Origin of the sequence: Dyadobacter sandarakinus (assembly GCF_016894445.1) — a bacterium.
GTDB lineage: Bacteria > Bacteroidota > Bacteroidia > Cytophagales > Spirosomataceae > Dyadobacter > Dyadobacter sandarakinus.
In genome coordinates this window covers 4218871-4244750 of record NZ_CP056775.1, presented here as the reverse complement: position 1 = coordinate 4244750, position 25880 = coordinate 4218871, and the positions used below count along the sequence as shown (strand labels likewise).

Below are 25880 nucleotides of genomic sequence, written 5' to 3'. Positions count from 1 at the left end.
TGAACGCGTGCCCCAAATTGTGCTGAATGGTAAGACTTTACACGCTGCTTTTGTTGCTGCTGGTTTGTATCCCGGGAGTTTCTCAAACCACCTTCGTGCTGCTTCCTGCCAGGGATACAAAGGTTGATTTCGTCAATAAAATCCAGGAAAATGACTCCCTGCACATTTTCCGCTATGAGTACCTGTACAATGGAAATGGTACAGGCATAGGCGATTTTGATAACAATGGCACGCCCGACATCTTCATCTCCGGAAATACCGTAGCCAATAAGCTGTATCTCAACCGGTCAGCCAATGGGAAAATTACCTTTGAAGATGTAAGCAAAAAGTCGAGGACGGAAGGAAATGGTACCTGGGCCACGGGCGTGACCATTGCCGATGTGAACGGTGACGGACTGGACGACATCTACGTTTGCCACTCGGGATTTTACCGGAAGCTTTCGGACAAAAACAATGAGCTTTTTATCAATCAGGGTGTAAAAAACGGTGTTCCGGTTTTTAAAGAAATGGCGGTGGAAGCTGGCCTGAATGCGATCGGATCACAATCCACGCAGGCTGCTTTTTTTGATTATGACAAAGACGGTGACCTGGATATGTTCCTGCTCAACCATTCCAACCATACCGTCAATCCTTTCCTGAATACCCGCGAGATCCGCGCGACGCCCAACCCATACTTTGGTAACAGACTGTTTGAAAATATTTCGGAAAAAGGAAAGCTGAAATTTGTGGATGTGACCCGGAAAGCGGGTATTATCAACAATGCACTGAACTTTGGTCTGAGTGTGGTGGTGTCCGATATTAACCAGGATGGCTGGCCCGACCTTTACACGACCAGCGACTATACGGAGGTGGATTGCTACTATGTCAACAACCGGGACGGGACTTTCACCGAGTCATTGAAAAAATCATTTACCCACGTTTCCAAGTTTTCCATGGGTGCCGACGTGGGCGATTTCAACAATGACGGAAAGCCGGATGTACTCACGCTCGACATGCTGCCCGAGGACAACCATCGCCAGAAGCTGCTGAAAGGTCCGGATGTGTACGACCAGTACCATCTGCTGCTCGACAGCGGCTATTACCACCAGAACATGCGTAATATGCTGCACCTGAACCGGGGCCTGGACGATCAAGGCAATGCAAGGTTCAGTGAAATAGGGCAGCTGGCAGGTATTTCGAATACGGACTGGAGCTGGGCCGGGCTGCTGGCCGACCTCGACAACGATGGCTGGAAGGATATGCTTATTACAAATGGTTACCTGCGGGATTTTACCAATATGGATTTCCTTAAATATACCGTTGCCGATGAGCAGATGAAGGAAGTTGCAAAAGGAAACCTGGATTTCAAGACGTATGGGCTGGTGCAGAAAATGCCCTCGAACAAGCTCAGAAACTATCTTTTCCGAAATACTTCCGGGGCGGGTACCTATGCATTCGAAGATGTTTCAAAATCCTGGGGCTTTACGCAGGAAAATGTTTCCAATGCAGCTGCCTATGCCGATTTCGACGGGGACGGCGACCTGGATCTGATTATTTCCAATATCAATGAGCCTGTTTCTGTTTATCAGAACAATACGACGCAGAAAGGACTGACGATCAAACTAGCCGGCTCGGGCACTAATACCCGTGCATTGGGCAGCAAGGTTTGGGTGTATGCCAATGGTACCACCCAATTTGCGGAAGCTTATCCGGTGCGGGGCTATCAGTCTACCGTGACCTCAGACCTGCATTTCGGTCTGGGAAAAATGACGCAGGCCGACTCGGTTAAAGTTCAGTGGCCGTCGGGAAAGGTTAGCTTTCTGTCCAAAACGGACGGGCAGCTGGTAATCCTGAAAGAGGCGGAGGCTGGTACGGAGCAAATCAGTGCTGAAAAACCAGCCTCAAAAACGCTGCTGCAGAAAACGTCCGCCGCACAGGCCGGGATTGATTTTGTACACCATGAAAACGACTTTGTGGATTTTAAAGTGGAAGTACTGCTGCCTTACCAGCTTTCCAGGATGGGCCCGGCGCTGGCTGCCGCAGATGTTGACGGGGACGGACTTGAGGATGTTTTTATGGGCGGCGCTTCCAATCAGTTTGGTGTGCTGTACCTGCAAAAAAGCGATGGTACTTTCGGGGGTGCACCCGTGCAGCCATGGCGCCAGAATGCAGCTTGTGAGGAGGTAAGTGCATTATTTTTTGATGCGGACAAAGACGGCGACCAGGACCTGTACGTAGTGACGGGCGGGAATGAATTTGAGGAAAATGCACCGGAGTACCGCGATCACCTGTACATCAACGACGGTAAAGGTACTTTTCACGAAGAGGTACTGGCGCTGCCATCCATGCGTAATCCCAAACAATGCATTGCAGCTGGCGATATCGACGGTGATGGCGATATGGACCTTTTCATTGGTGGCCGTGCCGTACCCGGCGCGTTTCCGGTACCTGCGAGGAGCTACATCCTGAAAAATGACACCCAGGGTACAAATGTCAGGTTTACAGATGTTACCGCTGCATGGAATGCTGAGCTGCTAAGTCCGGGAATGGTTACTGCGGCGGTTTTCGCCGATTTTGACAAAGACCAGAAACCCGACCTCCTGCTGGCCGGAGACTGGATGCCTGTGCGTGCTTTTAGAAATAATGGAAACATATTCCAGGCCATGGAAGTACCTGAGCTGAAAAACTCCGACGGCATGTGGGCAGCGATATATCCCATTGATCTTGATCGTGACGGGGATATGGACTTTGTGCTGGGAAATGGCGGTTTGAACAATCAGTATAAAGCCAGTGCTGATCAGCCTGTGATGATCTGCTATGATGATTTTGATAAAAACGGTACGATAGACCCGGTATGCACTTACTTCATCGGTGACAAAAGTTATCCTATGTTTTCCCGGGATGAAATGCTTGACCAGATGGCGGCTTTAAAGCGTAAGTACACCAGCTATGCATTGTATGCCGATGCTGCCATTGAGGATGTATTCGGCAGGGAAGCTGTGGAAAAAGCCAAAAAGGTGTACTGCAAAGAACTGAGCAGTATCGTACTGGAAAATAAGGGCAATTTCCGTTTTGAAAAACATTCCTTGCCCGCAGAGGTGCAGATGTCGAGAGTAAGCGGCATTGTGGCAGCTGATACAGATGGCGACAGCCGGCCTGAGTTGCTGCTTTCCGGTAACTTTTTGCCTTATCGCGTGCAGCTTGGACCCTGTGACGCATCGGTAGGTACCGTATTGCGGCAGGTAAAGCCATTTGAGTTTGAGCCCGTGGCACCCGGTGTATCGGGTTTTTGGGCGGCGGGTGATGTGAGAAGCAGCATTCTGCTAAATGGGTTACGTATATTGGTTGGCGTTAATGATGGGGAGCCTTTGATTTTTGATCTGAAAAAATGAGAATGAGATTAAGAAAAGTACTCTTACAGTGCTTTGCGGGTGTGTGCATCGGAATTTCAGCATTGATCAGCCCTGCTTATTCCCAGCAGGTACCTACCGCACTGCTGCACCGTGCCGAGAAAAACCTGACCCGGACCATTGTTCATGATATTTTTTCACCACCCGTGGCAAGCCGCATTTACCTGTACGCCAATACTGCCGCCTACGAGGCGCTCATTCATGGAGACAGGGCCTATAACAGCGTATACGGTCAGGTCAAAGGCTTTCCCAATATTCCGGCAATTCCGGCAGAAGGGAAGGTAAATCACGAGCTGGCAGCAACTTATGCTTTTTTCCAAACAGGCAGCCGGCTGGTTTTTTCGGAACATTTACTCCTGGACAGTGTGCGGGTTATTCTGGCTGCATTTGGTGAAAAAGATTCTACCGTTTATAAAAACTCCCTGAAATTTGGTCAGGCAGTCAGCGACAGTATCATGGTATGGTCTGCCACCGATAATTACGCTGCCACCCGCCGCAAGCGCCGCTACACGTACAGCAGGGAAAAGGGAAAGTGGACACCCACACCGCCGGGTTACATTGACGCTGTAGAGCCTTATTGGAGTCAGATCCGCCCCTGTGCGCTGGATTCGGCCGCACAGTTTAAGCCAGTGACACCTCCTGCATTCAGTACCGACACAAGCAGTGCATTCATGAAAGATGTGCGCGAAGTATATACCAAAACACAGAAACTCTCACAGGAAGAAGTACTTATCGCTAGTTTCTGGGATTGTAATCCTTTTTACCTCAACACCCAGGGACACCTGAACTTCGCAACCAAAAAGCTTTCTCCGGGCGGGCACTGGATTTCCATTGCGGGGCAGGCTACGGAAAGTGCCCGGAAGAGCTGGAAGGAAACCGCTGTGGCGTACCTGTGTACATCCATTGCGCTGTTCGACGGCTTTATTAGTTGCTGGGACGAGAAGTACCGCAGCCAGATGATCCGCCCCGAGACGGTAATCAATGCATACATGGATGAAAAATGGCGCCCAATGCTGCAAACACCGCCTTTTCCCGAATATACGAGTGGTCACAGCGTGATTTCTGCTGCCGCTGCAACGGTACTTACTGCCTGTCTGGGGGATGCATTTGCATTAAATGACGATACAGAAACTCCCTATGGTTTGCCGGTGCGGCATTTCAGATCATTCAGGCATGCCAGCGACGAGGCAGCCATCAGCCGGCTCTATGGCGGCATTCATTATCGGTCGGCAATCGTCAACGGACAGCGTCAGGGAGAACTAATCGGACAGCATGTCCTCCAAAAAATTCTGTTAAAACGGTAAAACAGCAAACAGTCTACCAGTTTTGTCGATTATTTATTAAGTTTTTTTAATAAGTGTTATCTTTTTGTTAATAAATATATCTATTTTTGAAACCTTTAATCCACCTTTTATCAATTATACAGTTTACCATGAGACCAAAGTTTACTGCTTTTGCATGTCTGGTAACATTGCTTCTGCTTCTGACAGGAAGTAACTGGAGTATGGCCCAGGACAGAAAATCCGTTACTGGAACGGTGTTCGACAAGGATCAGAACCCCTTGCCGGGCGTGTCATACCTTGTGAAAGGAACCAGCACAGGAGGATCAACAGACGCAAATGGAAAATTTACCGTAAGCGTACCGAACAGTTCGGCCGTGCTTGTATTTTCTTCCATCGGATTTACTACCAAAGAAGTTCCGGTAGGGAATGCGAGCCAGCTGACCGTTAACCTGGAAGAAGATAACAAAACCCTGAATGAAGTGGTGATTACCGGTTTCGGTATGACAACCGAAGCCCGGAAACTGGCTTATTCAGTTCAGTCGGTACAAGGAAACGACATTACCCGTACTGCGAACGCCAACATGGTAAATGCGCTGCAGGGTAAGGTTGCGGGTGTGATGATCAACCAGGGAACAGGTGGTCCTATGTCATCTTCACGTATCCGTATCCGTGGTAATGCCTCTTTGAGCCCCAACACACAGCCTCTTTTTGTAGTGGACGGTGTGCTGATCCGCCCGGGAACTACGGGTGCTGACTCGTGGGGTGCAGGACAGGATTTTGGTAACATCATGAAAAACATCAACCCGGATAACATCGAGTCGATGACCGTGTTGAAAGGTTCGGCTGCAAGTTCCCTTTACGGATCTGAGGCTTTGAACGGTGTAGTGGTTGTACAAACTAAAAAAGGACGTCAGGATAAAGGTTTGGGTGTAACCTACAACCATACTTCTACTTTTGAGACTGCTTACAAATTCCTGGACCTTCAGAACCAGTTTGGTGCAGGTCTGAGCCCTGAATTTATCAAGGGAACAGACGGCGTAGACGAAGTTGACCGTGCAAACTTCCCATGGTCATACGGCCCTGAATTTAAAGGACAGACCGTACGCGACCTGGATGGCAGAATGGTAGAATGGAAAGCAAACGATCCATTGAAATTTTTCCAGACCGGTAAATACATCAACCATAACATAGTAGTAGAAGGCGGAAGCGATCGCAGCTCTTTCCGTGCATCTTTCTCTACTTTGAAAAACACTTCCATCATGCCTGCGGGTACTGAGTTGAAGAGAAATAACTTCAATATCAGGGGAACGCAGAAAATTGGGAAGATCCTTAACCTGGACATCAGCGCGGATTATACCGACAACGATATGGTGAATCCGATCCGTCAGGGTGGTAACTATAACCCGGTTTTCCGTTTTGTATACAACCGTCCGCGTTCTATGGACATCGATTACTGGTCCAAAAACTACCTGGATCCTGTTTCAGGTGGTCGTCGCCAGGGAACTGCTGATCCTTATAACATCACGGAATTTATGTTCCAGACTTTCCAGTTTAACCAGTCACGCAATGAGAAGGTTTTCCGTGGAAACATTGACCTTACTGCAAACCTGACTGACTGGTTGACTTTGCTGGTACGTGGTAACGTTCAGACTGAACTTTATACAGGTAATAACAAAGATCGCGGAGCAGGTGTAGGTTTTACAGGCGGTGAATATGGTGAGTATTCAGAAAACAAATCGCAAAGCCGTTTCCAGGGTTTGCTGAGCGCAAACAAACAGCTTAATGCTGATTTCAACCTGAGCTTCACATTGGGTGGAGAAACCAACAGGCTGATCGGTGGACGTTATTACAGGGCTAATACAACCGGCGGTCTTCGCGTTCCGGATGTGTTCTCACTTGCCAACACAACCAACCCATTGAACCTTCAGTACCCATTGACCCCGTCAAAACGTATTGATGCACTTTACGCCTATGGTGACCTGACTTACAAGGATGCGTTAACACTTTCTGCAAGCTTCCGTAATGACTGGTCTTCCACATTGACGTATGCTGACGGAAGCGGAGACTATACTTACTCCTATCCTTCAGTAGGTCTTTCATGGATTGCAACAGAATCATTGAAAAACCTGCCTACCTGGTTGTCATTCGGTAAGCTTCGTGCCAGCTTGGGTTACACAGGTGGTGATACGGATGCATGGGCTACAAACCAGACAGGTATCTACCAGCCAAGCGGAACCTATACCCAGGCTGACGGATCATTGGTAAATCTTTCCGGTTTCCGTGACAATACTTTGCCGAATTACGGGTTAAAGAACCGTTTGGCACGTGAGGTTGAATTTGGTGCAGACATCCGTTTCTTCAATAACCGTCTGGGCATTGATGCAACTGTCTACAACAAGATCACGAAAAACGAAATCCTCAGCCTTGCTACTACTTCTGAATCAGGTGTAAGCAGCCGGGTAGTAAATGCAGGAAGGATCCAAAACAAAGGGGTGGAGATCTTGCTGACTGCAACGCCTGTAAAAAACAGTAAATTCGAGTGGAATACAAGTGTGAACTTCTCACGTAACCGCAATAAAGTGCTTGAACTTGTTGAAGGTACGGATACTTATACCCTTGGACTTGGCTTCGGAGCTGATGTATCGTCAGTGGCACGTGTTGGTAAGGATTACGGAACCATCATTACTTCTTATGCTTTTGCAACCTATCAGGGTGAAGCGGGCAATCCTTCCAACGGAAAACGCGTTATTGGTGCCAACAGCTCGGCAGAAGGTGGTATTGCTTACCTGAGAAGCGGTGCTTACCAGGGCCAGGGTTCCAAAGAACTTGGTACTGTAATGGAGAAATTCCTTGCGAGCAATGTGAACTCATTCCGCTATGGAAACTTCACTGCTACTGTTCAGGCTGATGCTAAAATCGGTGGTCTGATGTCATCGGCTACGCACCAGTACGGTTCGTCAACAGGTGCATTTGCATTTACACTTCCGGGACGTAACACTTCCCTGGGCGGCGTTTCTTACACCGATGCAGATGGCAACCCGAAAACAGACGGTATTATCCCGGACGGCGTGCTTGCTGACGGATATCAGGTAAATGTAAATGATCAGCTGGTTGATCTGGGCGGTATGCCATATGCTGAGGCGGTTGAAAAAGGCTACCTGAAACCAATCCCTGCATATGCTTACTATTACAACCTTACCCAGTGGGGATCAGGTATTCGTGAATTCTCAACATTTGAAAACTCATGGGTATCCCTGCGTGAGATCTCTATCGGATATAATGTTCCTGCCTCATTGCTGGGCAAAGCAAAAATCCAGTCACTGCGTGTAAGCCTTGTAGGACGTAACCTGGGTTACCTGTACAAAACGGCGAAAGACGGTGTGAACCCGGAAGGACTTTACAGCAACAGAGCAGGAGAATTCATGGAGTATGGTGGACTTCCGTTGTCGCGTAACGTAGGTGTATCAGTAAATATCGGATTGTAACCCGATCTATCGCGATTAATCCAAAACAGAAACTATTAACATGAAATTTTTAAAGCATAAATTAATATTGCTGGCGGCCGCAGGATTTCTTTCTTCCTGCGAAAAGGAGGCATTCGTGGACATCAACAAAAACCCCGATGCACTCACGGCAGTACCGCCTCAGAACCAGTTCCTGAATGCGACAATCAGCACCCACAGTGCCGACTTCGAGTTCTACTACGATATGTACCGCAGAATCATGCCATGGATGCAGTATAATACTGACCAGAATGGAAACCAGGGTGCATTTACGCAAAACTGGGACAACTTCTCGCAGCGGTATGGCCGGTTGTACAATGGTGTAGGCGACAGATTGTATGATCTCGAACAACTCGTGACGAAGCTTGAAGCGAATGATCAGCCACGGTATGTTCACATGATCCAGATGGCCCACATTCTGAAAGCCAACTATACTTTTTACGTTTCTGACATCTACGGCAGTATTCCTTACACCGAGGCTTTCCAGGGACGTTACGGCGGTACTTTGCAGCCTAAGTATGATACGCAGCAGGAAATTTTTACAAAGCTGGATGCTGAGCTGAAAACGGCTATCACTACGCTGAAAACTGCCCAGCCAATCGCGCAGTTTGACATCGGAGCTTACGATCAGTATTTCCGTGGCGATGCTCAGAAATGGGTTAAAGCTGCCAATGCATTGCGTTTGAAAATTGCAATCCGTATGCAGAAAGCTGACGCTGCTGCCGGAAATGCAATCATTACTGAAGTACTTGGTTCGCCTGCCACTGACCTGATGAGCAGCAATGCCGATTCATGGGTTTTTGTATCCAATGCAGCATTTACAGGAACAGGTGACGGTGGTAACTGGAACCCTGGAACACTGCGTGCAGCCAAACCGATGGTTGACTTTATGTGGAACACCAAGGATCCGCGTATCGATGCATTTTTTGCACCAAACCAGTATTCGCAGGCTAACATTGATATCCTGATCAAGGATAAAGTGCTGCCCGCAGGTACAAAGGAAGGAAGACGCTATGTAGGAAGCTTCCCGAGCCCGGATGATGCAAAGATTACTGCCAACATTCAGAAGTATTATACGCCGAAAATCATCCCTTCTACTAAAACTACGGTGGACACATTGTCGTACCTGCAGCCACGGTTGTTCAGTGCAGGACGTAATGATGCGAGTGGAAATGCAGGAACCGGATTTTCTTACCTGCCTGTGATCACTTACGCCGAAGTTTGCTTTTTGCGCGCTGAATTGGCCCTGAAAGGCATTGGTACAGGTACTGCAAAAGATTGGTACGAAGCCGGCATAAAAAGCTCGATCCAATGGTATGATGAAATTGGAAAAGGCAGCAAGCTGAATGACTACTCGCCTGTGACCGAAGACGAAGTAACAGCATACCTTAAGCAGCCAGGTGTTGCTTTCGAAACAGCAAAAGCCATGGATCAGATCGCCAGCCAAGCTTATCTGCACTTCATGAAGCAGCCTCAGGAAGGCTGGGACCTTTGGAAACGCACAGGATATCCTAATGCTAATTCGATAGTTCCTTTGGTTCCTGTGAAAAATCTGGGCGTAACACTCGTAATTCCACGTCGTGCGCCACTTCCGCTGATCACTGAAACTGATCCGAATGCTGCCAACAAGCAGTCGGCCTATGCCGCCATGCAGCAATTGCCAGGCTTCGGAACCAGCCCTCAGGATGCAACCGGCCGCGTATGGTGGGATAAGCCCTGATCTTAATTTTTCAGATTTAGTTAAAATGGAAAACGGCAGACCACTTGGTCTGCCGTTTTTTGTTGGTGAGCGGCCAAAGGATTGTTCAAACAAACCAGTTGCTCAAACATATGGAGAGGACACCTTTTGTGTTCTTAAAGAAGTGGGGATTTGCTGTTTATTGCAGGTAATTATTTAAATTTCTTCGCGAACGTGAATTACATGAAAACTCAAAGGCATAATGTAACCCGTCAAAATAGCAACCCTCTGGTGACAGGAGTTGCAACAGGTTTGTTTGCCGGAGCTCTGGCTGGTCCGGTAGCTGCGCTGATCGGCTCCTTAGTGGGAGCATTTGCCGGGTTCTTCTTTGATAATCCTCAGCGCCTTACGCGCTTACTTCGTTCCTCCAAAAAAGATCGGAACTAACCTCCGTTTTTCCGAATCTTCTTACACTGGTAAAATGAGCCCATTTCTCGTTGGCTACCTGCCGCCGCTTGTTCTGGCGTTAACAGGTGGTTTGTCTTATTGCATCTTCATATGTTCTAAGTATAGCCTCCGGAACATCAATGAAAAGGATCTTCTTCTGGTCATGTTTGAATTTGCAACCATTATCTCGGCTATTAAGATTATTGTACTCGCGCTGGATGAGCGTATACCTTTGGACAATAATTTTGACCGAACTTACCTGGTCGTAGGCGGCGTGCTTACCATTGTTGTTACCTTGAAAGACATTACTTCCAAATTTCACTAGCTACACCTATAAATTAATCAGGCAGCCAAATGCCTCCGTTTTGCTGACGAGTACCGGATCACCTGCCAGAGCGGCGTCGAGTGCATTGCGGAGGTAATGTTCCGTAGCTTTGGGCCGGCTTTTACCCAGCGCATAGTACCAGTTGTCGATCGCGCCCTGGTAAACCGGCAGCCCGGCCGCATTTAATACGACTACCTCAGGCATGACCGTAGCCTTGTACCTTTTGGATTGCTGCAGCCCCGGATCTTTCCGGCCTGAAATCCCGGCATTGTACTTTTTCAGAAAAGCGCTGATATCGGCGTCCTTGATCGTCTGCATTGGGAAAATGGCTTCAAATGCTATATCCTTCCCGGCATAATCTCCCGTGATTTTTTTGATTTCGGCCATATAGGCGTTGGTGACCGGACATTCGGGATCCAGGAAAAAAATGACCCTGAACTTTGCAGGCGCATGCGGCAGCGCATTTTCGCTCAGCAGCAGGCTCCCAAGCAGGAGCAGAAATTGTGCCCTGTTTATCATACTCAGCTATTCAATAATTTTTCCAAAGCCACTTCCACCTTCCCATAACCAAATGCTGCAACTTCCTGCTCCATGCGTGTCGTGATTTCTGCTGTCTGCAGGTTGCCGATACTGCCTTCATGCGTGTGGTGAAGGTCACGTGATGGCGAGTAGCTTCCGTCGCCAATCTCCGCACCCACCTGTTTATACGCATCCCTGAAAGGTACACCCTGGATCACGAGTTCATTCACCCGCTCCACACTGAAAAGCAGGTCATATTTCGGATCATTCAGCAAGCCGGTTTTTACCTGCATATGTTCCAGCATGAAAGTTGCGATGTCCAGGCAGTCGAGGATTTCGTCGAAAGCAGGCATCAGGATCTCTTTCAGCAGCTGCATATCGCGGTGGTATCCAGACGGCAGGTTGCTGAGCACCATGGTTACCTCCATAGGCAATGCTTTCATCCGGTTGGTTTTGGCACGCAGCAGCTCGGCCACATCCGGATTTTTCTTGTGCGGCATAATGCTGCTGCCGGTGGTGAGGTCGTCCGGCAGTACGATAAAGCCAAAGTTCTGACTGTTGTACAAACAAACGTCCATGGCCAGGCGCGAAACTGTCGCCGCGAGCGAAGCGATCGCCGACAATGCTGCTTGCTCCGTACGGCCGCGGCTCATCTGGGCGTATACCACATTGTGGTGCATACCTTCAAAACCGAGCAGATCGGTGGTGAGCTGCCGATTCAATGGAAAAGACGAGCCATACCCCGCACCCGATCCCAGCGGGTTGCGGTTGGCGAGCCGGTACGCAGCATTCAACTGAATGACATCGTCGATCAGCCCCTCTGCATAAGCCCCGAACCACAGTCCGAAAGACGACGGCATGGCAATCTGCAAATGCGTGTAGCCGGGCAGCAGATCATTTTTGTGCTCCTCTGAGCGACGGGTAAGTATGCTGAAAAGCTTTTCAGTCGCTTTCACCACATCAAACAACCTTGCGCGGGTATACAGCTTCATGTCTACCAGTACCTGATCATTGCGGGAGCGGCCACTATGGATCTTTTTGCCGGTATCCCCCAGCTTGCGGGTCAGCATCAGTTCTACCTGAGAATGCACGTCTTCCACCCCTTCCTCGATCGTAAAACTTCCACTCTGGATATCAGCATAGATGACCCTGAGTTGGGATTTCAATGCAGAAAGGTCTCCGGGAGTCAGCAGGCCGATGGTTTCGAGCATGGTAGCATGGGCCAGGTTGCCCAGCACGTCAAAGGCTGCGAGGTTCAGGTCCATTTCACGGTCGCGTCCGACAGTAAACCGTTCAATTTTTTCAGAAGTAACCGTATTTTCTTTTTGCCAGAGTTTCAAAGCAGATAAACGTAATTGGGGATAAATCGTATTAGCTGATCAAATTTACTGCCTTGATTGGCAAAATCCCATTTAAATAGTCAGAGGCTGCGTGGAGAGTCTAAAAAGCAATGGTGCATCAAATTCATCCATCTCAATGCAAACATTTTATATGCTGGAATAAGCATTTGTTTATAAGCAAAAAACGCCGGGCACTGCCAGATGTTTTTGCACATAATCCTAAGTTGTTCAAAGTGACTGATACTATATCAGTTTTACAATTCCGTGATCAGAAATCCGGTGAAGTAGCTCACTGCGGGGTAATCCGTCAAGTTCACGTAGTCACCAGAATCCTGGGATACAGATGCAAATATTCTATTCCGTTTAAACACGACATTCATACACTTGCCCAAGACCAATCAAAACCCCAGCTCTGATCATTAAACCTGCATACATCCAAAAAACACTCCGCTACCTCAGCTTGCAGGTGTTGCTGCATATGGATCAACAAGCGTCATGGCTGCACTGCTACTTTGCGCGTGGTCGTGTTGCCGTTTGTCAGACTGATTTTTACAAGATAAAAGCCCGGTTTCAGCGTGCTTGCGCTGATGTGCTGTACTGGCCTTTTTTCTGCCTGGTACACGGTTTGCCCCTGTGTGTTCAGCACGGTTACAGCTGCTACTTGCGACCAGTCGGCAGTTTGTAAATGGATAGTACCGGCAGCAGGATTTGGATAAATAGTAATGCCGGGATCGGAAGTGAATTTCAGGTGCTGCATGGCAGAGTAAGAAAACGAGCCGTCTTTATCCAACATTTTGAGACGGTAATAGTTGTCGCCGGTATCCGGAGTGCCGTGCAAGTACTGGTAGGAATGCAGCTGGGTGCTTTCGCCTTGTCCCAGTATGCTGGTGAGGTGCTTCCAGGCTTTCGCATCGGTACTATGTTGCACTTCAAAGCGGCCACTGCGGCTTTCAGTGGCAGTGTGCCAGGTGAGTAATGCGGATGTATTTTCCTTTAAAACAGAAAAAGCATAAAGGTGAACAGGCAGGGGAGCTTCCGGGGCAAGTTTGACAAGCCAGAAGTCGCGATCACCCCCTTTACCAGGTGCAGTTTTGTCCCCGCTCACACCCGACAGGGATTGTCCCGCAACGAGGTAGCCGCCATCCGGCGCATTGCATATTTTAATACCCAGGTCGCTCCCGGCACCACCCATAGGTTTGTCCCAGACTTTATTGCCCGAGGAGGTCAGCTTTACCACCCAGTAATCTTCTTCTGCTGCATCCCGCGACAGGTCGGCATTGGCAAGGCCGGTGGTGGAACCCGCGATCAGGTAGCCACCGTCGGGGGTGAGGGCGATAGACGAGGGCGTACTGGATCCTGGCAGCGATCCGCCCAGCGTTTTGTCCCACTGAATAGTCTGATCGGCATTCAGCTTTATGACCCAGAAATCAAACCGGCCTTTCTGACCTTCGCTCTTGTCGCCGCTGGCTAGCCCGTCAGAGCTTCCTGCGAGGATCAGTCCGCCGCCTGTGATTTCCTGCATAGCCAACAGTCCGTCCTGTCCGGCACTTCCGATTGTTTTGTCCCACGTCCTGCTTCCGTCTTCGCCTATCCTGATAAGCCACATATCCTGGTTGCCCCTGCCATTTTCCGATTTGTGCACGGTACTGCCCGAGTAGGTATTTCCGCCGAGCAGATAGCCTCCGCCGGCAGCTTTGGTGATGCAGGTAATGGTACTCAGCTCATCCGTAGTAAAGTACGTTTTGTCCCACTCGGTGCTGCCTTCAGAAGATAATTTTACAATCCAGAAACCAGGCTGCGGCTCGGTTTTGTCCCCCGAGCTGCCCGCAGGACCACGGCCGCCCAGCAGGTAGCCGCCGTCCTCTGTCTGGATCATGGCAGCCAGCTCATCGTTATCCTCGGTCCCGATCGTCCGGTCCCACTGCCTGGTACCCTCGGCATTGATCTTGACAATCCAGAAATCCGTCTCATAGGGCGGATGATTGGGCTCGGACTTATCGCCATTTGCGCCGGTATAGGAGTGCCCGCCCAGAATGTAGCCACCATCGGATGTTGGTCGTACCACCTGCAGAACATCATACTGATCGCCGCCATACCGCTTGTCCCATTGCCTCGTTCCGTCAGTAGCAACCTTTACGATCCAATAATCGCTCAATCCCAGGCTACCCTCACTTTTGTCCCCACCTGCTTCCGAGTCCGACGAGCCGCCGAGGATGTACCCGCCGTCGGAAGCGGGGCTGATAAATTGGAAATAATCTCCTCCGTTTCCGCCGATCGTCTTATCCCATTGAATAGCCGGTTGAGCAAAAAGACCGGCAGGCAAGGCAAAAAACAGCAGGAGCAAGCAGTGACCCGGGCTAAAAGTTTTCATATATTTAGCGTTAAGTGGTTGACTAGCTGCAAGTAACAGATTTTTGCCGGAGATTGCCAGTAGTAATATATTACGCCCGGGATGGTTAATCTTCGGCTTTTTCCCTGGCGTCGGCCATTCTTACAATCCGGGGCTGAAACCTGGCAAGTACTTCCACCAGATCGGCCTGTGCGGCCATTACTGCGTGAATATCTTTGTACACCATAGGAGCTTCATCCAGGCCGGCGCCGATCAGGGTTAATCTTTTTTCGAGCAGGTTCCGGTCTACATCGGCTTTGCTGATGGTTTTGAAAGCTGCACTCCGGCTCATGAGCCGGCCCGCACCATGCGAGGCTGAATGGATGGAAGCGGCATTGCCTTTCCCGCGCACCACAAAACCCGGTGTACTCATGGATCCCGGAATTACGCCCAGTACACCTTCACCGGCGTGTGTAGCACCTTTTCTGTGTACAAGCACATCTGTACCGTCGGCCAGCTTTTCTTTCCAGGCAAAATTGTGGTGATTTTCAATCCGGCTTACAGGCTGAATGTTCAATGCGCGAGCTATTTTATTATGTATCTCGTGATGGTTGGCGGATGCGTAATCACCAGCCAGGTTCATGGCCATCCAGTATTCTTCTCCTTCGTCGGTATTCATGTCCAGCCATGCCAGGTGTTTCGCTTCCTTGGGCAGCAGCGTTTTCTTCATTGCAATTGCTGAATACGTATTGGCAATGCTCCCCCCGAATCCTCTTGACCCCGAGTGGGACAGCAATGCGAGGTAATTTCCGGCTGGTATACCTTCCAATGCATTTTCAGAGACGGTCAGCTCACCCCATTCTACGAAGTGGTTTCCGGTACCGGACGTACCCAGTTGTGCATAAGCCTTATCTTTCAGGCTTTTCACAGTTTTGAATGCATGCCATTCCGGACGGTCAAACAGGCTGGTGTCGTAGTGTACTTTGGTTTTACTGCCGATCCCGAAATGCGTATGATCAAGGAGCAGGTTTTTCAGCTTTTCCTTTTCCCTGTCTACCAGCACGGCGGGCAGGTCAAATATGCTCAGGCACATACGGCAGGCAATATCCACGCCCACGGCATAGGGAATGATCATATCGGCCTGCATGGCCAGCACCCCGCCAATGGGCAGGCCATATCCCTGATGCGCATCGGGCATTAAGGCGCCTGCTACCAATATGGGCAGCGTAGTATATGAAGGCAGGGGAGCGGCATATTCTGGTCATCCTGCCGTAGCTGCCCCTGCAAAAAGTCACAAATAGCTTGGAAGTCTTCTTTGTAGAAAATACATTTGCGGATTAATTTATATTCTGTCTAAATAAGTTTAATGAAACTTCTTCTATCTTTCTCGTTAAGTCTTCTGTTATCATTTCAGTCCTTCGCCCAGACGGGCAAAGTGCGCGGAACTGTGTTGGACAACACGAAAACAGGCCTGCCGGGCGTCAGTGTGGTTGTCAAAAATACCAGCCTCGGAACCACAACCGATCACACAGGTGCATTCGAAATCTCAGGCATTACGGACGGTGTATATGTGCTGTCGGTCTCTTCCATAGGCTTTAAAACCAAGGAGATACCTCTGACTATTTCGCAGAATGAAGTGGATCTGGAAACCGTCATTTTGTATGCAGGCGACGAGATCCTGCGCGAGGTTGTTGTGGAAGGCGAGCGGGAAAACAAATTTTCGCGCAGCAAAACCGCCTACGTTTCCAAGCTGCCCCTGAAAGATTTTGAAAATACACAGGTTTACAGCACCATTACCAACTACCTGCTGAAATCCCAGATCGTTACCAACTTTGACGACGCCCTGAAAAATGCAACCGGTGTCGAAAACCTCTGGACTTCAACAGGACGCGGGGGCGATGGGGCCGGGTACTTTTCACTGCGTGGATTTTCTGTACAGCCCAAGCTGGTCAATGGCTTGCCGGGACTTACAAACGGAACGATTAATCCTGCCAACATCGAGCGCATTGAAGTACTGAAAGGACCCTCTGCTACCTTATTCGGGAATGCGGTGAGCTCTTACGGAGGGCTTATCAATGTGGTTACCAAAAAACCTTATGTAGGTACCGGCGGCGAGCTTTCTTTTACCACAGGTTCCTTTGGATTAAACCAGATCACGGGTGATTTCAACACGGCATTGAGCAAAGAAAAAAATCTGTATTTCAGGCTGAATACCTCATATGCCACCGAGCGCAGCTTTCAGGATGCGGGTTTCAGGAGATCCTTCTTTGTAGCCCCTTCGCTTTCTTACAAAGTGAACAACAACCTTTCCTTTTCATTTTACGGGGAGATCACGCAGGCGGAGCAAACCAATCCTATGTTTTTATTCCTGAACAGAAGTGCCCCGCAGCACTCGAGAAACATCAGGGACCTGGGTTACAACTACAAGCTTTCATTTACAAGCAATGACCTGACCCTGCAAAATCCGACGCAGAACTACCGCGTCGAAATGGATTATAAGCTGTCGGACACCTGGCAGTCACAAACCCTGGTGTCAAAAAGTGCAACTTCTACGAAAGGTTATTATACGTACCTGTTTGATTTCGGCGTGCTGGAAAACGATACTTTTTCACGCTTCCTGAACAAGCAAAATGAATATACCGGGACGTCGGATATTCAGCAGAATTTCATCGGTGATTTTGGGATCGGTACGCTAAGAAACAGGGTAGTACTGGGACTGGATTATTTCTCGGCCATTTCAACAAGTAACGGTACGGGCTATGCATTTTACGGAAATGTGACCCCTCAGGGCGGCGTAAGCGGTGATAATCCGCTTACCGAAAAAGTTGAAACAACCGAGTACCCGCTTTCCACTGCCGGTGTGGACGCCGTACTGGCATCGCAGCCGGTTTCCAATGCCAAATCAAAGTATGGCATTTATAGTGCGTATGCTTCCGACGTACTGAATCTGACCAGGACGTTGTCGGTGATGGTAGGTCTGCGTCTCGATCACTTTGACAATGCAGGAAGTGTGATCACTTCGGACGATAACTACAATCAGACCACATTGTCGCCCAAATTCGGAATTCTTTACCAGCCGGTTGCCGACAAGGTATCCGTTTTTGCAAACTACCAGAACGGTTTTACGAACGTAGCACCGGCACTTGTAGGCAATCCGGAAGATGGTCCGCAAACCATCAAGACATTCCGGCCCGAGCAGGCTAACCAGATCGAATTCGGGATTAAAACCAACATCATCAAAAACACGCTGAATGCGACCATCAGCTACTATGACATCCGGGTAAGCAACCAGGTAATTACCGACCCGGCCTCGCCTTTCAATAAAATCCAGGGTGGAGAAGTGTATAGTAAAGGATTGGAAGTAGAGCTGAATGCAAATCCTGTAAACGGGCTGAACATCAGGGCTGGTTATAGTAACAATGACAGCAAAATTACGAAATCGGACAACAATGATATCCTGAACACACGTCCGCTCGAAGCAGGCTCCAAGCATACCTACAATGCATGGGCCAATTATGAAGTATCCTCCGGCAAGCTGCGTGGATTTGGACTGGGCGTGGGCATGAACGGAGCGAGTGAAAGGTATGCGATCAACTATGCCTCAACCGGCAACTTTATGCTTCCGGCTTACACGGTCGCCAATGCATCCCTGTTTTTCCAGGCAGAACATTACCGCATCGGCTTAAAGCTGAACAATGCATTTAACAAAGAATATTTTAAAGGCTGGTCTACGATCGCGCCTCAGACGCCACGTGCCTTGCTGGCCAACTTTACCTACACTTTCTAGGTATATTTTAAAAGATCCTGCAAGAAAAAGCGACTGGGAGACATAGCTCTTCCGGTCGCTCTTTCTTTGCATGCTTGTTTTCCAAATATGGCAGCCGGCCTTTCAGCATCATCCGTTCAGGAAGTCGTAAATAGCGTGACTGACCTTCTCAGGCTCTTCATGGTGCAGCCAGTGCGTGGCCGTTTCAAAAACGATCAGCTTACCATTGCGGCATTTGCCGATGCTTTGTTCGGCCATAACAGCGGATAGCGCCGTATCTTTTGCGCCCCAGAGCAACAGTACCGGTACTATGATTTCGGCACCGGTATGTACAGGAAATCTGAAATAAGCCCTGTACCAGTTGATCATCCCGGACAATCCGTTTGGCTGCTTCCACGACTTTTTCAATGCAGATATATAATCCCGCGGGAAAGTGCCGGGCCGGGCAGTTTTAACCATCGCCAGTTCGAGCGCTTTGTAGTTGAACAGGCCGCAGAGTCGTTCGGGTATGATCCCGAGCTGGAAAAATACCGCATACCAGCTTTTCAGCATTTGCTTGGGGTTTTTGCGGAGATTATTTTTCATGACCTGCAAATGCGGCATGTTCAGGATGATGAGCTTTTTGATCAGGCCGGGATGGTTTTGAGCAAGTACCCACGCCACACCGCCACCCCAGTCATGCGCTACGATGACGACCGGGTCGGCGGTTACCGAGACGATTAATGCAACGATGTCATTTACCAGGATCTTTAATTGATAATCCTTGATGTGAAGCGGCTTTCTGCTGAGGTTGTATCCACGCTGGTCGGGAACGATGACGTGGTAGCCTTTTTCCGCAAAAAACTGCGCCTGCTTGATCCAGGCCTGGCTGAATTCAGGAAACCCATGCAGGAAAAAGATCTTTTCACCCGTGTCAGGTCCGAGGTGTCCCACGTGCAGCATAATTCCGTTGACATACTGGTATTCATACCTAAACTTTACTGGCACCATGGTTTGCATCGGCTGCGGTTTTTTGAGGGTAAACAGGCTAAGAACATCGTGCCAGCAGGCCGGCGCGATGTTTGAGCAGCCCACTTTTTACAGGATCGAAATGGCTTATTTTACAATCATCAATTTCAAGGTCTCCGCAGCCGATTCCGACTGGATTTTCAGTAAATACAGCCCGGTACGAAGCATTTGACCCGATATCTCGGTTTCGCGGGTCTGTACATCCATATTGCTGCTTTCCAGCGGAATTACTTCCTGGCCCGACTGGCTGATGGCCCTGTACGAGGTTTTTCCGTGGTGCTGATCCGATACCCTCACCCTGAACGTACCCGCAACAGGATTCGGCAAAATGATGGAGCCAGCCTCTGCCGGAAGGATGTTTAAGGCTGTATTCTCCGCGGCCGCGGCTTTGCGGTAAGTATCAGAAAATCCTTCCCGGGTCACCACGATCAGCTTCGGTGCATTTCCGGACGTATTTTCCCTGCTATCAAATGCCAGCCGGCGGTTTTTTGCCGTAGGATTTTTCAGTACAAAGGATACAAGCCTGTCCGTTTCTGTCTGTTGCCGCACATACCTGGTAACATCCACTTCATAAAAGTCCTGCGTACTGTTCACATTCACATAACCGTCTGCCGCGGCGATGCCCTGGGGCGCATTGTTCCAGGTAATGCCGGTTTCGGTCCATGCATCATTGTCGACACCATATACCGACAGGTTTACATTCGTTCCGGCTTCTGCATTGTTTCCGTAAATGCGCAGTCTGGCAGCGTAAATGTCTGATAAGTTCAATGTTGAAAACCGCAGGTATGTGTTGCGGTTGACGCCGTCGCCGGGCCCGCTTTTCACATCGAGCACAGGCAGGGTACCCATGTTCTGATTTGCAAAACTGCCGTCCCGTACCGTCGCATCGGCCAGTACCGGCAGTTCCAGCTCAGTAGAGAACTCGGCCAGCGGGATTATTTCCAGTGCAGCCAGCGTAGGCAGGTCGGCCGCTCCTGCTGAAAAACCGAGGTTTACAGTACCGTCGCTGATGATCGCCGGAAATACTTCACGCGTCATTTTCATCGGAGCGCCGGCATGCGCCACCACATTGTAGTCTGTGTAAATGCGGTATCCTTCGAGATCAATGTTGAACAATCGCTGGCGTAACTGGAGCGGCCGCCCGCCCGGCGCTCCGAACCAGATTTCCGCAAAATGAAGTACGATCATGTAGTCGCCGTTTTTGACGGGTACATTGTAGCTGAATGTAGCAGAGCTCCGCTCACTGCGGTAGAGGCCGTCATCATTTGTACCAATAATATCACCGGACGGAATGGAATGAACACGGTTTACACCGCCATAATACATATCGGCACTGAATGTCCGTCCGTCACTTGTGGTAAAAGCATTTCCACCTGCATTGATGCGCACCGTAGTACCTTTGCTGGTACTGAGTACCGTAAGACTGACAGAAAAATGCGCACTGACGTACCCCGCAGCCGAAGCGGTTACCTCAGCTGTATATACGCCGGGTACAAGCCCCCCTGCATTGATCCCGAATGAGAGGGTGCCCGTGGAAGCCTGCGGAAGTACAAGCCAGCTGCTGTTGGGTGATTTGGCAAGCGACAGGGCGGGTTCACCCTGCAAGGCTGCGAGCATCACCGCCTGTGGTGGCGCAGAGGCACCCTGGTTAACCGTAAAGTTCAGCTGGCTGGCCGAAAAGGAAAGCATAGGTTTACCAGCCCCGGAATCCAGCTTTACAATCCAGAAATCGTTCTCACCACGGGCATTTTCACTTTTCTCATTTCCGGCACCTGAAAACGACGTTCCGGCAACAACATAGCTGCCGTCGGCAACCCGGGTAATGGCAAAAGCCAGATCCTGGCGGGAGCCGCCCAATGTTTTGTCCCAGTGTTTTGAACCGTCGGCCCCCAGCCTGACCACCCAGAAATCTTCCTCACCCCGGTGATCTTCCGACTTATCGCGGCCCGCATCACTGAATGTGTAACCTGCCAGCAGATAGCCGCCATCGGGTGCCTGGATGATGGAGGTCAGCTGTTCGGAGTTGGATGTTCCCTGGTGGTTGACGCCACGGAAAAACTTCTCCCAGACCTGATCGCCGGCTGCATCCAGCTTTACAGCCTGGTAACCCAGGCTTTGGGGCTCGGTACGCACACCTACGATATATCCATTGTCGGCAGTGTGGTGTATTTCTGAAATGTAGCCATTCACACTGTGTGCCAGTTTCCTTTGCGATTGTACAATGCCAGTGGTACTCAGTTTGAGGATCTGCCAGCCGGAAGCAGTGCCCCGTGACAGTCCGATCAGCGTATATCCGCCTTGTTCATTGATATCCATGCCGCCCAGCTCGTCCCAATCCGTTGTTCCCAGCGTTTTATCCCACACTTTTGTTCCGTTTGCGGTAAGCCTGACAATCCAGTAGTCCTGCGAAATGCCTGTGCCGATCGCCGGATTTGTCTTGTCTGCACCGACGGGTGACCCCGATGTCCCGGCTGCAATGTACCCGCCATCAGCAGTTTGTATTACTGATTTAAGGATCTCGGATGAAGTACCGCCCAGCGTCCGGTCCCACTGCCTGGCGCCGCTGGCACTGAGTTTGACCAGCCAATAGTCGCCGCGTGTGCCGGTAGTACCGCTCCGGTCGTTTTCGGACTTGTCCCCGCCTGCATCCGACTCCGACCAGCCGCCGAGGATGTATCCGCCGTCTGTGGTTTGCTGCACGGTCACCAGGTTGTCTATCCCTGTGCCGCCAAAGGTTTTGTCCCACTCCTTGGTACCATTTGCACGCATCTTGGCAACCCAGTAGTCTGCATTGCCGCGGGCTGCCTGGGACTTGTCGGCGCCTGCTCCCGAGTAGGAGATGCCTGCCACAATAAAGCCGCCGTCACTGGTGGGGTTTACAGCTCTGGCTTCGTCAATGTAAGTACCGCCGAGTGTTTTGTCCCATACGATTGCAGGCTGGCCGGAAACCGGCAAGGAAAACAAAGAAATGCAGAGCGTGCAGGCAAAAAGCAGCACAGCGAAATTCGCAGGTCCCGAGGGTGATTGCGTGAGAAATGTTTTCATGGGCACCATGATTCTGATGATGTGAAAGTTGAAAATCCATCCGGCAAAATAGGAGTGTCATGAAGGTGTAGGAAACTGATTTTAAGTTAGTTATAATAAGTTTTAATTGATAGTGATACATACAAGAAATTTCGCGCAGGCACGACCGGATTGCTGCCTGCATACTTTGCGATATAAACTTTTCACAACATACTTTTAGCTTTGAGGGAATACGCTGGCTGTTTGCTTCCAGGCTTTCTGCATTTATAAAACCGGTAAAAAATGAAAATTAAAAGTTACGAGCTGTTCCAGGTGCCTCCGAGGTGGCTGTTCCTGAAAATTGAGACGGATGAAGGCATTATTGGCTGGGGTGAGCCCGTGATCGAGGGCAAAGCCGCAACCGTGAAAGCCGCCGTGATAGAATTAATGGAAACACTGATCGGTAAAGATCCGATGGACATTGAAGGGCATTGGAACACCATGTACCGGGGCGGGTTTTACCGCGGCGGGCCGATCCTGATGAGCGCCATAGCGGGCATTGACCAGGCATTATGGGATATCAAAGGCAAGTTTTACAATGCACCTGTTTACCAGCTTCTCGGAGGCAAATGCAGGGATAAGATCAAAGTATATTCCTGGATCGGCGGCGACCGGCCCGCGGATGTGGCCAATGCGGCAAAGCTGTCTTTTCAGAATGGTTTTAAAGCCATCAAAATGAATGGTACTGACGAAATGCAGTACGTGGATTCATACGAAAAAATAGACCTGGTGCTGGCGCGTGTAGGCTCGATCCGTGATGCGGTAGGTTATGGACTGGATATAGGGGTAGACTTTCACGGCAGGCTGCACAAACCGATGGCCAAGGTACTTGCCAGGGAATTGGAGCAATTCAGGCCGATGTTTATCGAGGAGCCCGTACTCCCCGAAAACAATGAGGCACTGCGCGAAATCGCCAACCTTACGAGCATTCCGATCGCAACTGGAGAAAGGATGTTCAGTCGCTGGCAATTTAAAAACCTGCTGACTGACGGCTATGCCGACATTATACAGCCGGACCTTTCACATGCCGGCGGGATTACAGAGTGCAAGAAAATCCTCTCGATGGCCGAGGCGTTTGATGTGGCTGCGGCGCCGCATTGTCCGCTCGGGCCTATTGCGCTGGCAGCCTGCCTGCAGGTGGATGCCACCTGCCACAATGCATTTATCCAGGAGCAAAGCCTGGGGATCCACTACAACCAGGGAAGCGACCTGATGGATTACCTGGAAGACCGGACGGTATTCGATTACGAGGGTGGATTTGTGAAAATACCCTCCGGTCCCGGACTCGGCATTCAGGTGGATGAGGCGCAGGTGCGGAAAATGGCGGAAACAGGGCATAACTGGAAAAACCCGCTGTGGTCGCACGAAGACGGCAGTGCCGCAGAGTGGTGATTTTGCCGGAATAAACCGTTGTCTTTCCGGCCCCGGTATTTTTTTGTTCAAAGGAGGCTTTTTCGCAATAGCAGAAAAGAGCTTCCTTTCTTTTTGTCTGTCAGTGATTTATGAAAAATCCGGTACTCGCAGGCAGTTTGTTTCTGTGTAAAAAGAAGAAACAAGACGATGGTGCTGGAACAGATTTATATCACACGTTTTGACAGTAAAAAAAGAAAACAGATCCGGGACAGGGTCCGTAATGAGTTTACAATGCTGATCAACCGACACACGGGCATTTCATGATGAATACGAAAACAATCCTACTTTTTACACTGCTGACGCCCGCATCCTTACAGGCCCAGCAGCTGATTACCATGTCCAACAAATGCTTCCGGGAAGTACAGGCCGGCAACAGGCAGAACAGCGATGGACAATATGAGGAGGCACTGGCCACTTTTACCAAAATACTTAAAGACTGCTCTGCGAAGGATGCCAAAGAAGAAGGAAATGTGGGCCTGGCAGTGGCTTCCAATGGTTTGAAACAGTACGAGTCTGCGGTGACAGCAGCCAACAATGCCATCAAGGTCAGCAAAAAGAAAAGTGTCATGGCCTACTATGCAAGGAGTTATGCTTACGATAACCTTGGCCGGAAAGAAGATGCCAGGGCTGACCTCGAAACCATTACCAGTCTTACAAAAAAGAACAAAAACGTAAAAGCACGGGCAGCCATGTACGCACGTCTTGCCCAGCTGGATTTTCAGCTTAACAAGTCGGCAGAAGCAGATTCAAACCTGACCAGAGCCATGGAGATCGATCCTGAAAATCCTGCTTTTTACATACAAAAAGGAGATATGCTTGTAAAAGCGGAACAGTACGACCAGGCATTCAATGCATACGATAAGGCTGTGAACCTGGGGAAAAACGATCTGGAAATATACCAGATCAGAACAGAGGCCCGTCTGAAAGAGATGCATCAGAAGTATGGGACTACGGACATCAAGGAGCTGTCGGGCAGGATGACTGCTCAGGAAAAGCGAAATCTTTGTGCAGAGTCACAGAAAGCCTCAGAACTTGGTCTGAAGAATTTGCAGCTTGACCTGCTGTCCAGCATGATTTGTGAATAATTAATTTGAAAATCAATCATTTCAGTTGTGAAAAAAAGCGTAATAGTAGTAGCATTTGCATTTCTGTTTGGCTGTAAAAGCCTGAACAACACACAAAAAGGAACAGGTATCGGCGTAGCGGGCGGCGCTGCGGCCGGAGCTGCAGTGGGTAAGCTCGCAGGGAACAATACGGCCATCGGGGCGCTGATCGGGGCAGCTGTGGGCGGATCGGCGGGGTACCTCATTGGCCGGCACATGGACAAGCAGGCGGAGGAGCTGAAGCAGGCCATTCCCGATGCGACGGTGGAACGGGTAGGAGAGGGCATTAACCTGACATTCAATTCGGGCTTGCTTTTTAAGCTGAATTCGGCGGAACTCAGCAATGATGCAAAACAGGAGCTCAACAAAGTTGCGGGCATTCTGGCAAAGTACGACGATACGCAGATCCTGCTCGAAGGACATACGGATGATACCGGCTCTGACGATTACAATATGAAGCTATCCAAGCGCCGCGCCAAGGCAGTATCGTCTTATCTCGAATCACAGAATCTGCCTTCATCCAGGCTGAATACGAAATGGTACGGCGAAGCCCAGCCGAAGTTTGCAAATGACAGCGAGGCCAACCGTGAAAAAAACCGCCGCGTAGAAGTGGCGATTTATGCAAATGAAAGCATGAAGAAAGACGCAGAAAAAGGAGATCTGAAATAAGGATTGATGCAAAACACAAACATCCCGGCAACATTTGCATGTGCC

16 protein-coding genes are annotated in these 25880 nt (G+C 49.7%); 10 read left to right on the top strand and 6 right to left on the bottom strand.

Annotated features, from left to right (window positions below; translation table 11 throughout):
* Positions 1-26: 26 nt before the first annotated feature.
* The 6 genes from HWI92_RS17145 (at position 27) to HWI92_RS17120 (ending at position 10625) form a co-directional block, all read left to right on the top strand.
* Positions 27-3371, top strand: coding sequence for a VCBS repeat-containing protein (locus HWI92_RS17145; protein ID WP_204657529.1), 3345 nt, complete (start codon positions 27-29; stop codon positions 3369-3371).
* 2 nt (positions 3372-3373) lie between these two features.
* Positions 3374-4693, top strand: a complete 1320-nt coding sequence (locus HWI92_RS17140) for a vanadium-dependent haloperoxidase (RefSeq protein WP_204657527.1) — start codon at positions 3374-3376, stop codon at positions 4691-4693.
* 128 nt (positions 4694-4821) lie between these two features.
* Entirely contained in the window at positions 4822-8157 is a 3336-nt protein-coding gene (locus HWI92_RS17135; RefSeq protein WP_229248189.1) for a SusC/RagA family TonB-linked outer membrane protein, read from the top strand.
* Between the two features lie 40 nt (positions 8158-8197).
* On the top strand, positions 8198-9895 hold the full coding sequence (locus tag HWI92_RS17130) for a SusD/RagB family nutrient-binding outer membrane lipoprotein (protein ID WP_204657525.1): 1698 nt from the start codon (positions 8198-8200) through the stop codon (positions 9893-9895).
* 150 nt (positions 9896-10045) lie between these two features.
* Positions 10046-10300 (top strand): glycine zipper 2TM domain-containing protein, encoded by a 255-nt coding sequence (locus tag HWI92_RS17125; protein ID WP_204657523.1) that lies wholly within the window; start codon positions 10046-10048, stop codon positions 10298-10300.
* Positions 10301-10334: 34 nt separating this feature from the next.
* Positions 10335-10625: a hypothetical protein gene (locus tag HWI92_RS17120; protein ID WP_204657521.1), complete on the top strand. Its 291-nt coding sequence runs from the start codon at positions 10335-10337 to the stop codon at positions 10623-10625.
* A gap of 6 nt (positions 10626-10631) precedes the next feature.
* Here the strand turns inward: HWI92_RS17120 and HWI92_RS17115 are convergent, their stop codons facing one another.
* The 4 genes from HWI92_RS17115 to HWI92_RS17100 all read right to left on the bottom strand — a co-directional run bounded on the left by HWI92_RS17115 (position 10632) and on the right by HWI92_RS17100 (position 16032).
* On the bottom strand, positions 10632-11144 hold the full coding sequence (locus HWI92_RS17115; protein WP_204657519.1) for a thioredoxin domain-containing protein: 513 nt from the start codon (positions 11142-11144) through the stop codon (positions 10632-10634).
* Between the two features lie 2 nt (positions 11145-11146).
* Positions 11147-12484, bottom strand: a complete 1338-nt coding sequence (gene argH, locus HWI92_RS17110) for an argininosuccinate lyase (RefSeq protein WP_204657517.1) — start codon at positions 12482-12484, stop codon at positions 11147-11149.
* A 493-nt stretch (positions 12485-12977) separates the two neighbouring features.
* The gene (locus HWI92_RS17105; RefSeq protein WP_204657515.1) at positions 12978-14855 is read right to left on the bottom strand and encodes a T9SS type A sorting domain-containing protein; all 1878 of its coding nucleotides are present in this window, start codon (positions 14853-14855) and stop codon (positions 12978-12980) included.
* Between the two features lie 85 nt (positions 14856-14940).
* Positions 14941-16032 carry an RtcB family protein gene (locus HWI92_RS17100; protein ID WP_374757904.1) on the bottom strand — a complete coding sequence of 364 codons (1092 nt, stop codon included), beginning with the start codon at positions 16030-16032 and terminating at the stop codon, positions 14941-14943.
* Positions 16033-16179: 147 nt separating this feature from the next.
* On the opposite strand from HWI92_RS17100, the gene HWI92_RS17095 reads away from it, so the two are divergent.
* The gene (locus tag HWI92_RS17095; RefSeq protein ID WP_204657511.1) at positions 16180-18600 is read left to right on the top strand and encodes a TonB-dependent receptor; all 2421 of its coding nucleotides are present in this window, start codon (positions 16180-16182) and stop codon (positions 18598-18600) included.
* Positions 18601-18708: 108 nt separating this feature from the next.
* Here the strand turns inward: HWI92_RS17095 and HWI92_RS17090 are convergent, their stop codons facing one another.
* Both HWI92_RS17090 and HWI92_RS17085 read right to left on the bottom strand, forming a co-directional pair.
* Entirely contained in the window at positions 18709-19569 is an 861-nt protein-coding gene (locus HWI92_RS17090; protein WP_204657509.1) for an alpha/beta fold hydrolase, read from the bottom strand.
* A gap of 105 nt (positions 19570-19674) precedes the next feature.
* The gene (locus tag HWI92_RS17085) at positions 19675-22632 is read right to left on the bottom strand and encodes a CBM96 family carbohydrate-binding protein (RefSeq protein WP_204657508.1); all 2958 of its coding nucleotides are present in this window, start codon (positions 22630-22632) and stop codon (positions 19675-19677) included.
* 261 nt (positions 22633-22893) lie between these two features.
* On the opposite strand from HWI92_RS17085, the gene dgoD reads away from it, so the two are divergent.
* The 3 genes from dgoD to HWI92_RS17070 all read left to right on the top strand — a co-directional run bounded on the left by dgoD (position 22894) and on the right by HWI92_RS17070 (position 25835).
* Positions 22894-24042 (top strand): galactonate dehydratase, encoded by a 1149-nt coding sequence (gene dgoD, locus HWI92_RS17080; RefSeq protein WP_204657506.1) that lies wholly within the window; start codon positions 22894-22896, stop codon positions 24040-24042.
* Between the two features lie 281 nt (positions 24043-24323).
* Positions 24324-25148, top strand: a complete 825-nt coding sequence (locus HWI92_RS17075) for a tetratricopeptide repeat protein (RefSeq protein ID WP_204657504.1) — start codon at positions 24324-24326, stop codon at positions 25146-25148.
* Positions 25149-25166: 18 nt separating this feature from the next.
* Positions 25167-25835: a YiaD family glycine zipper/OmpA-like lipoprotein gene (locus tag HWI92_RS17070; RefSeq protein WP_229249403.1), complete on the top strand. Its 669-nt coding sequence runs from the start codon at positions 25167-25169 to the stop codon at positions 25833-25835.
* Positions 25836-25880 lie beyond the last annotated feature (45 nt).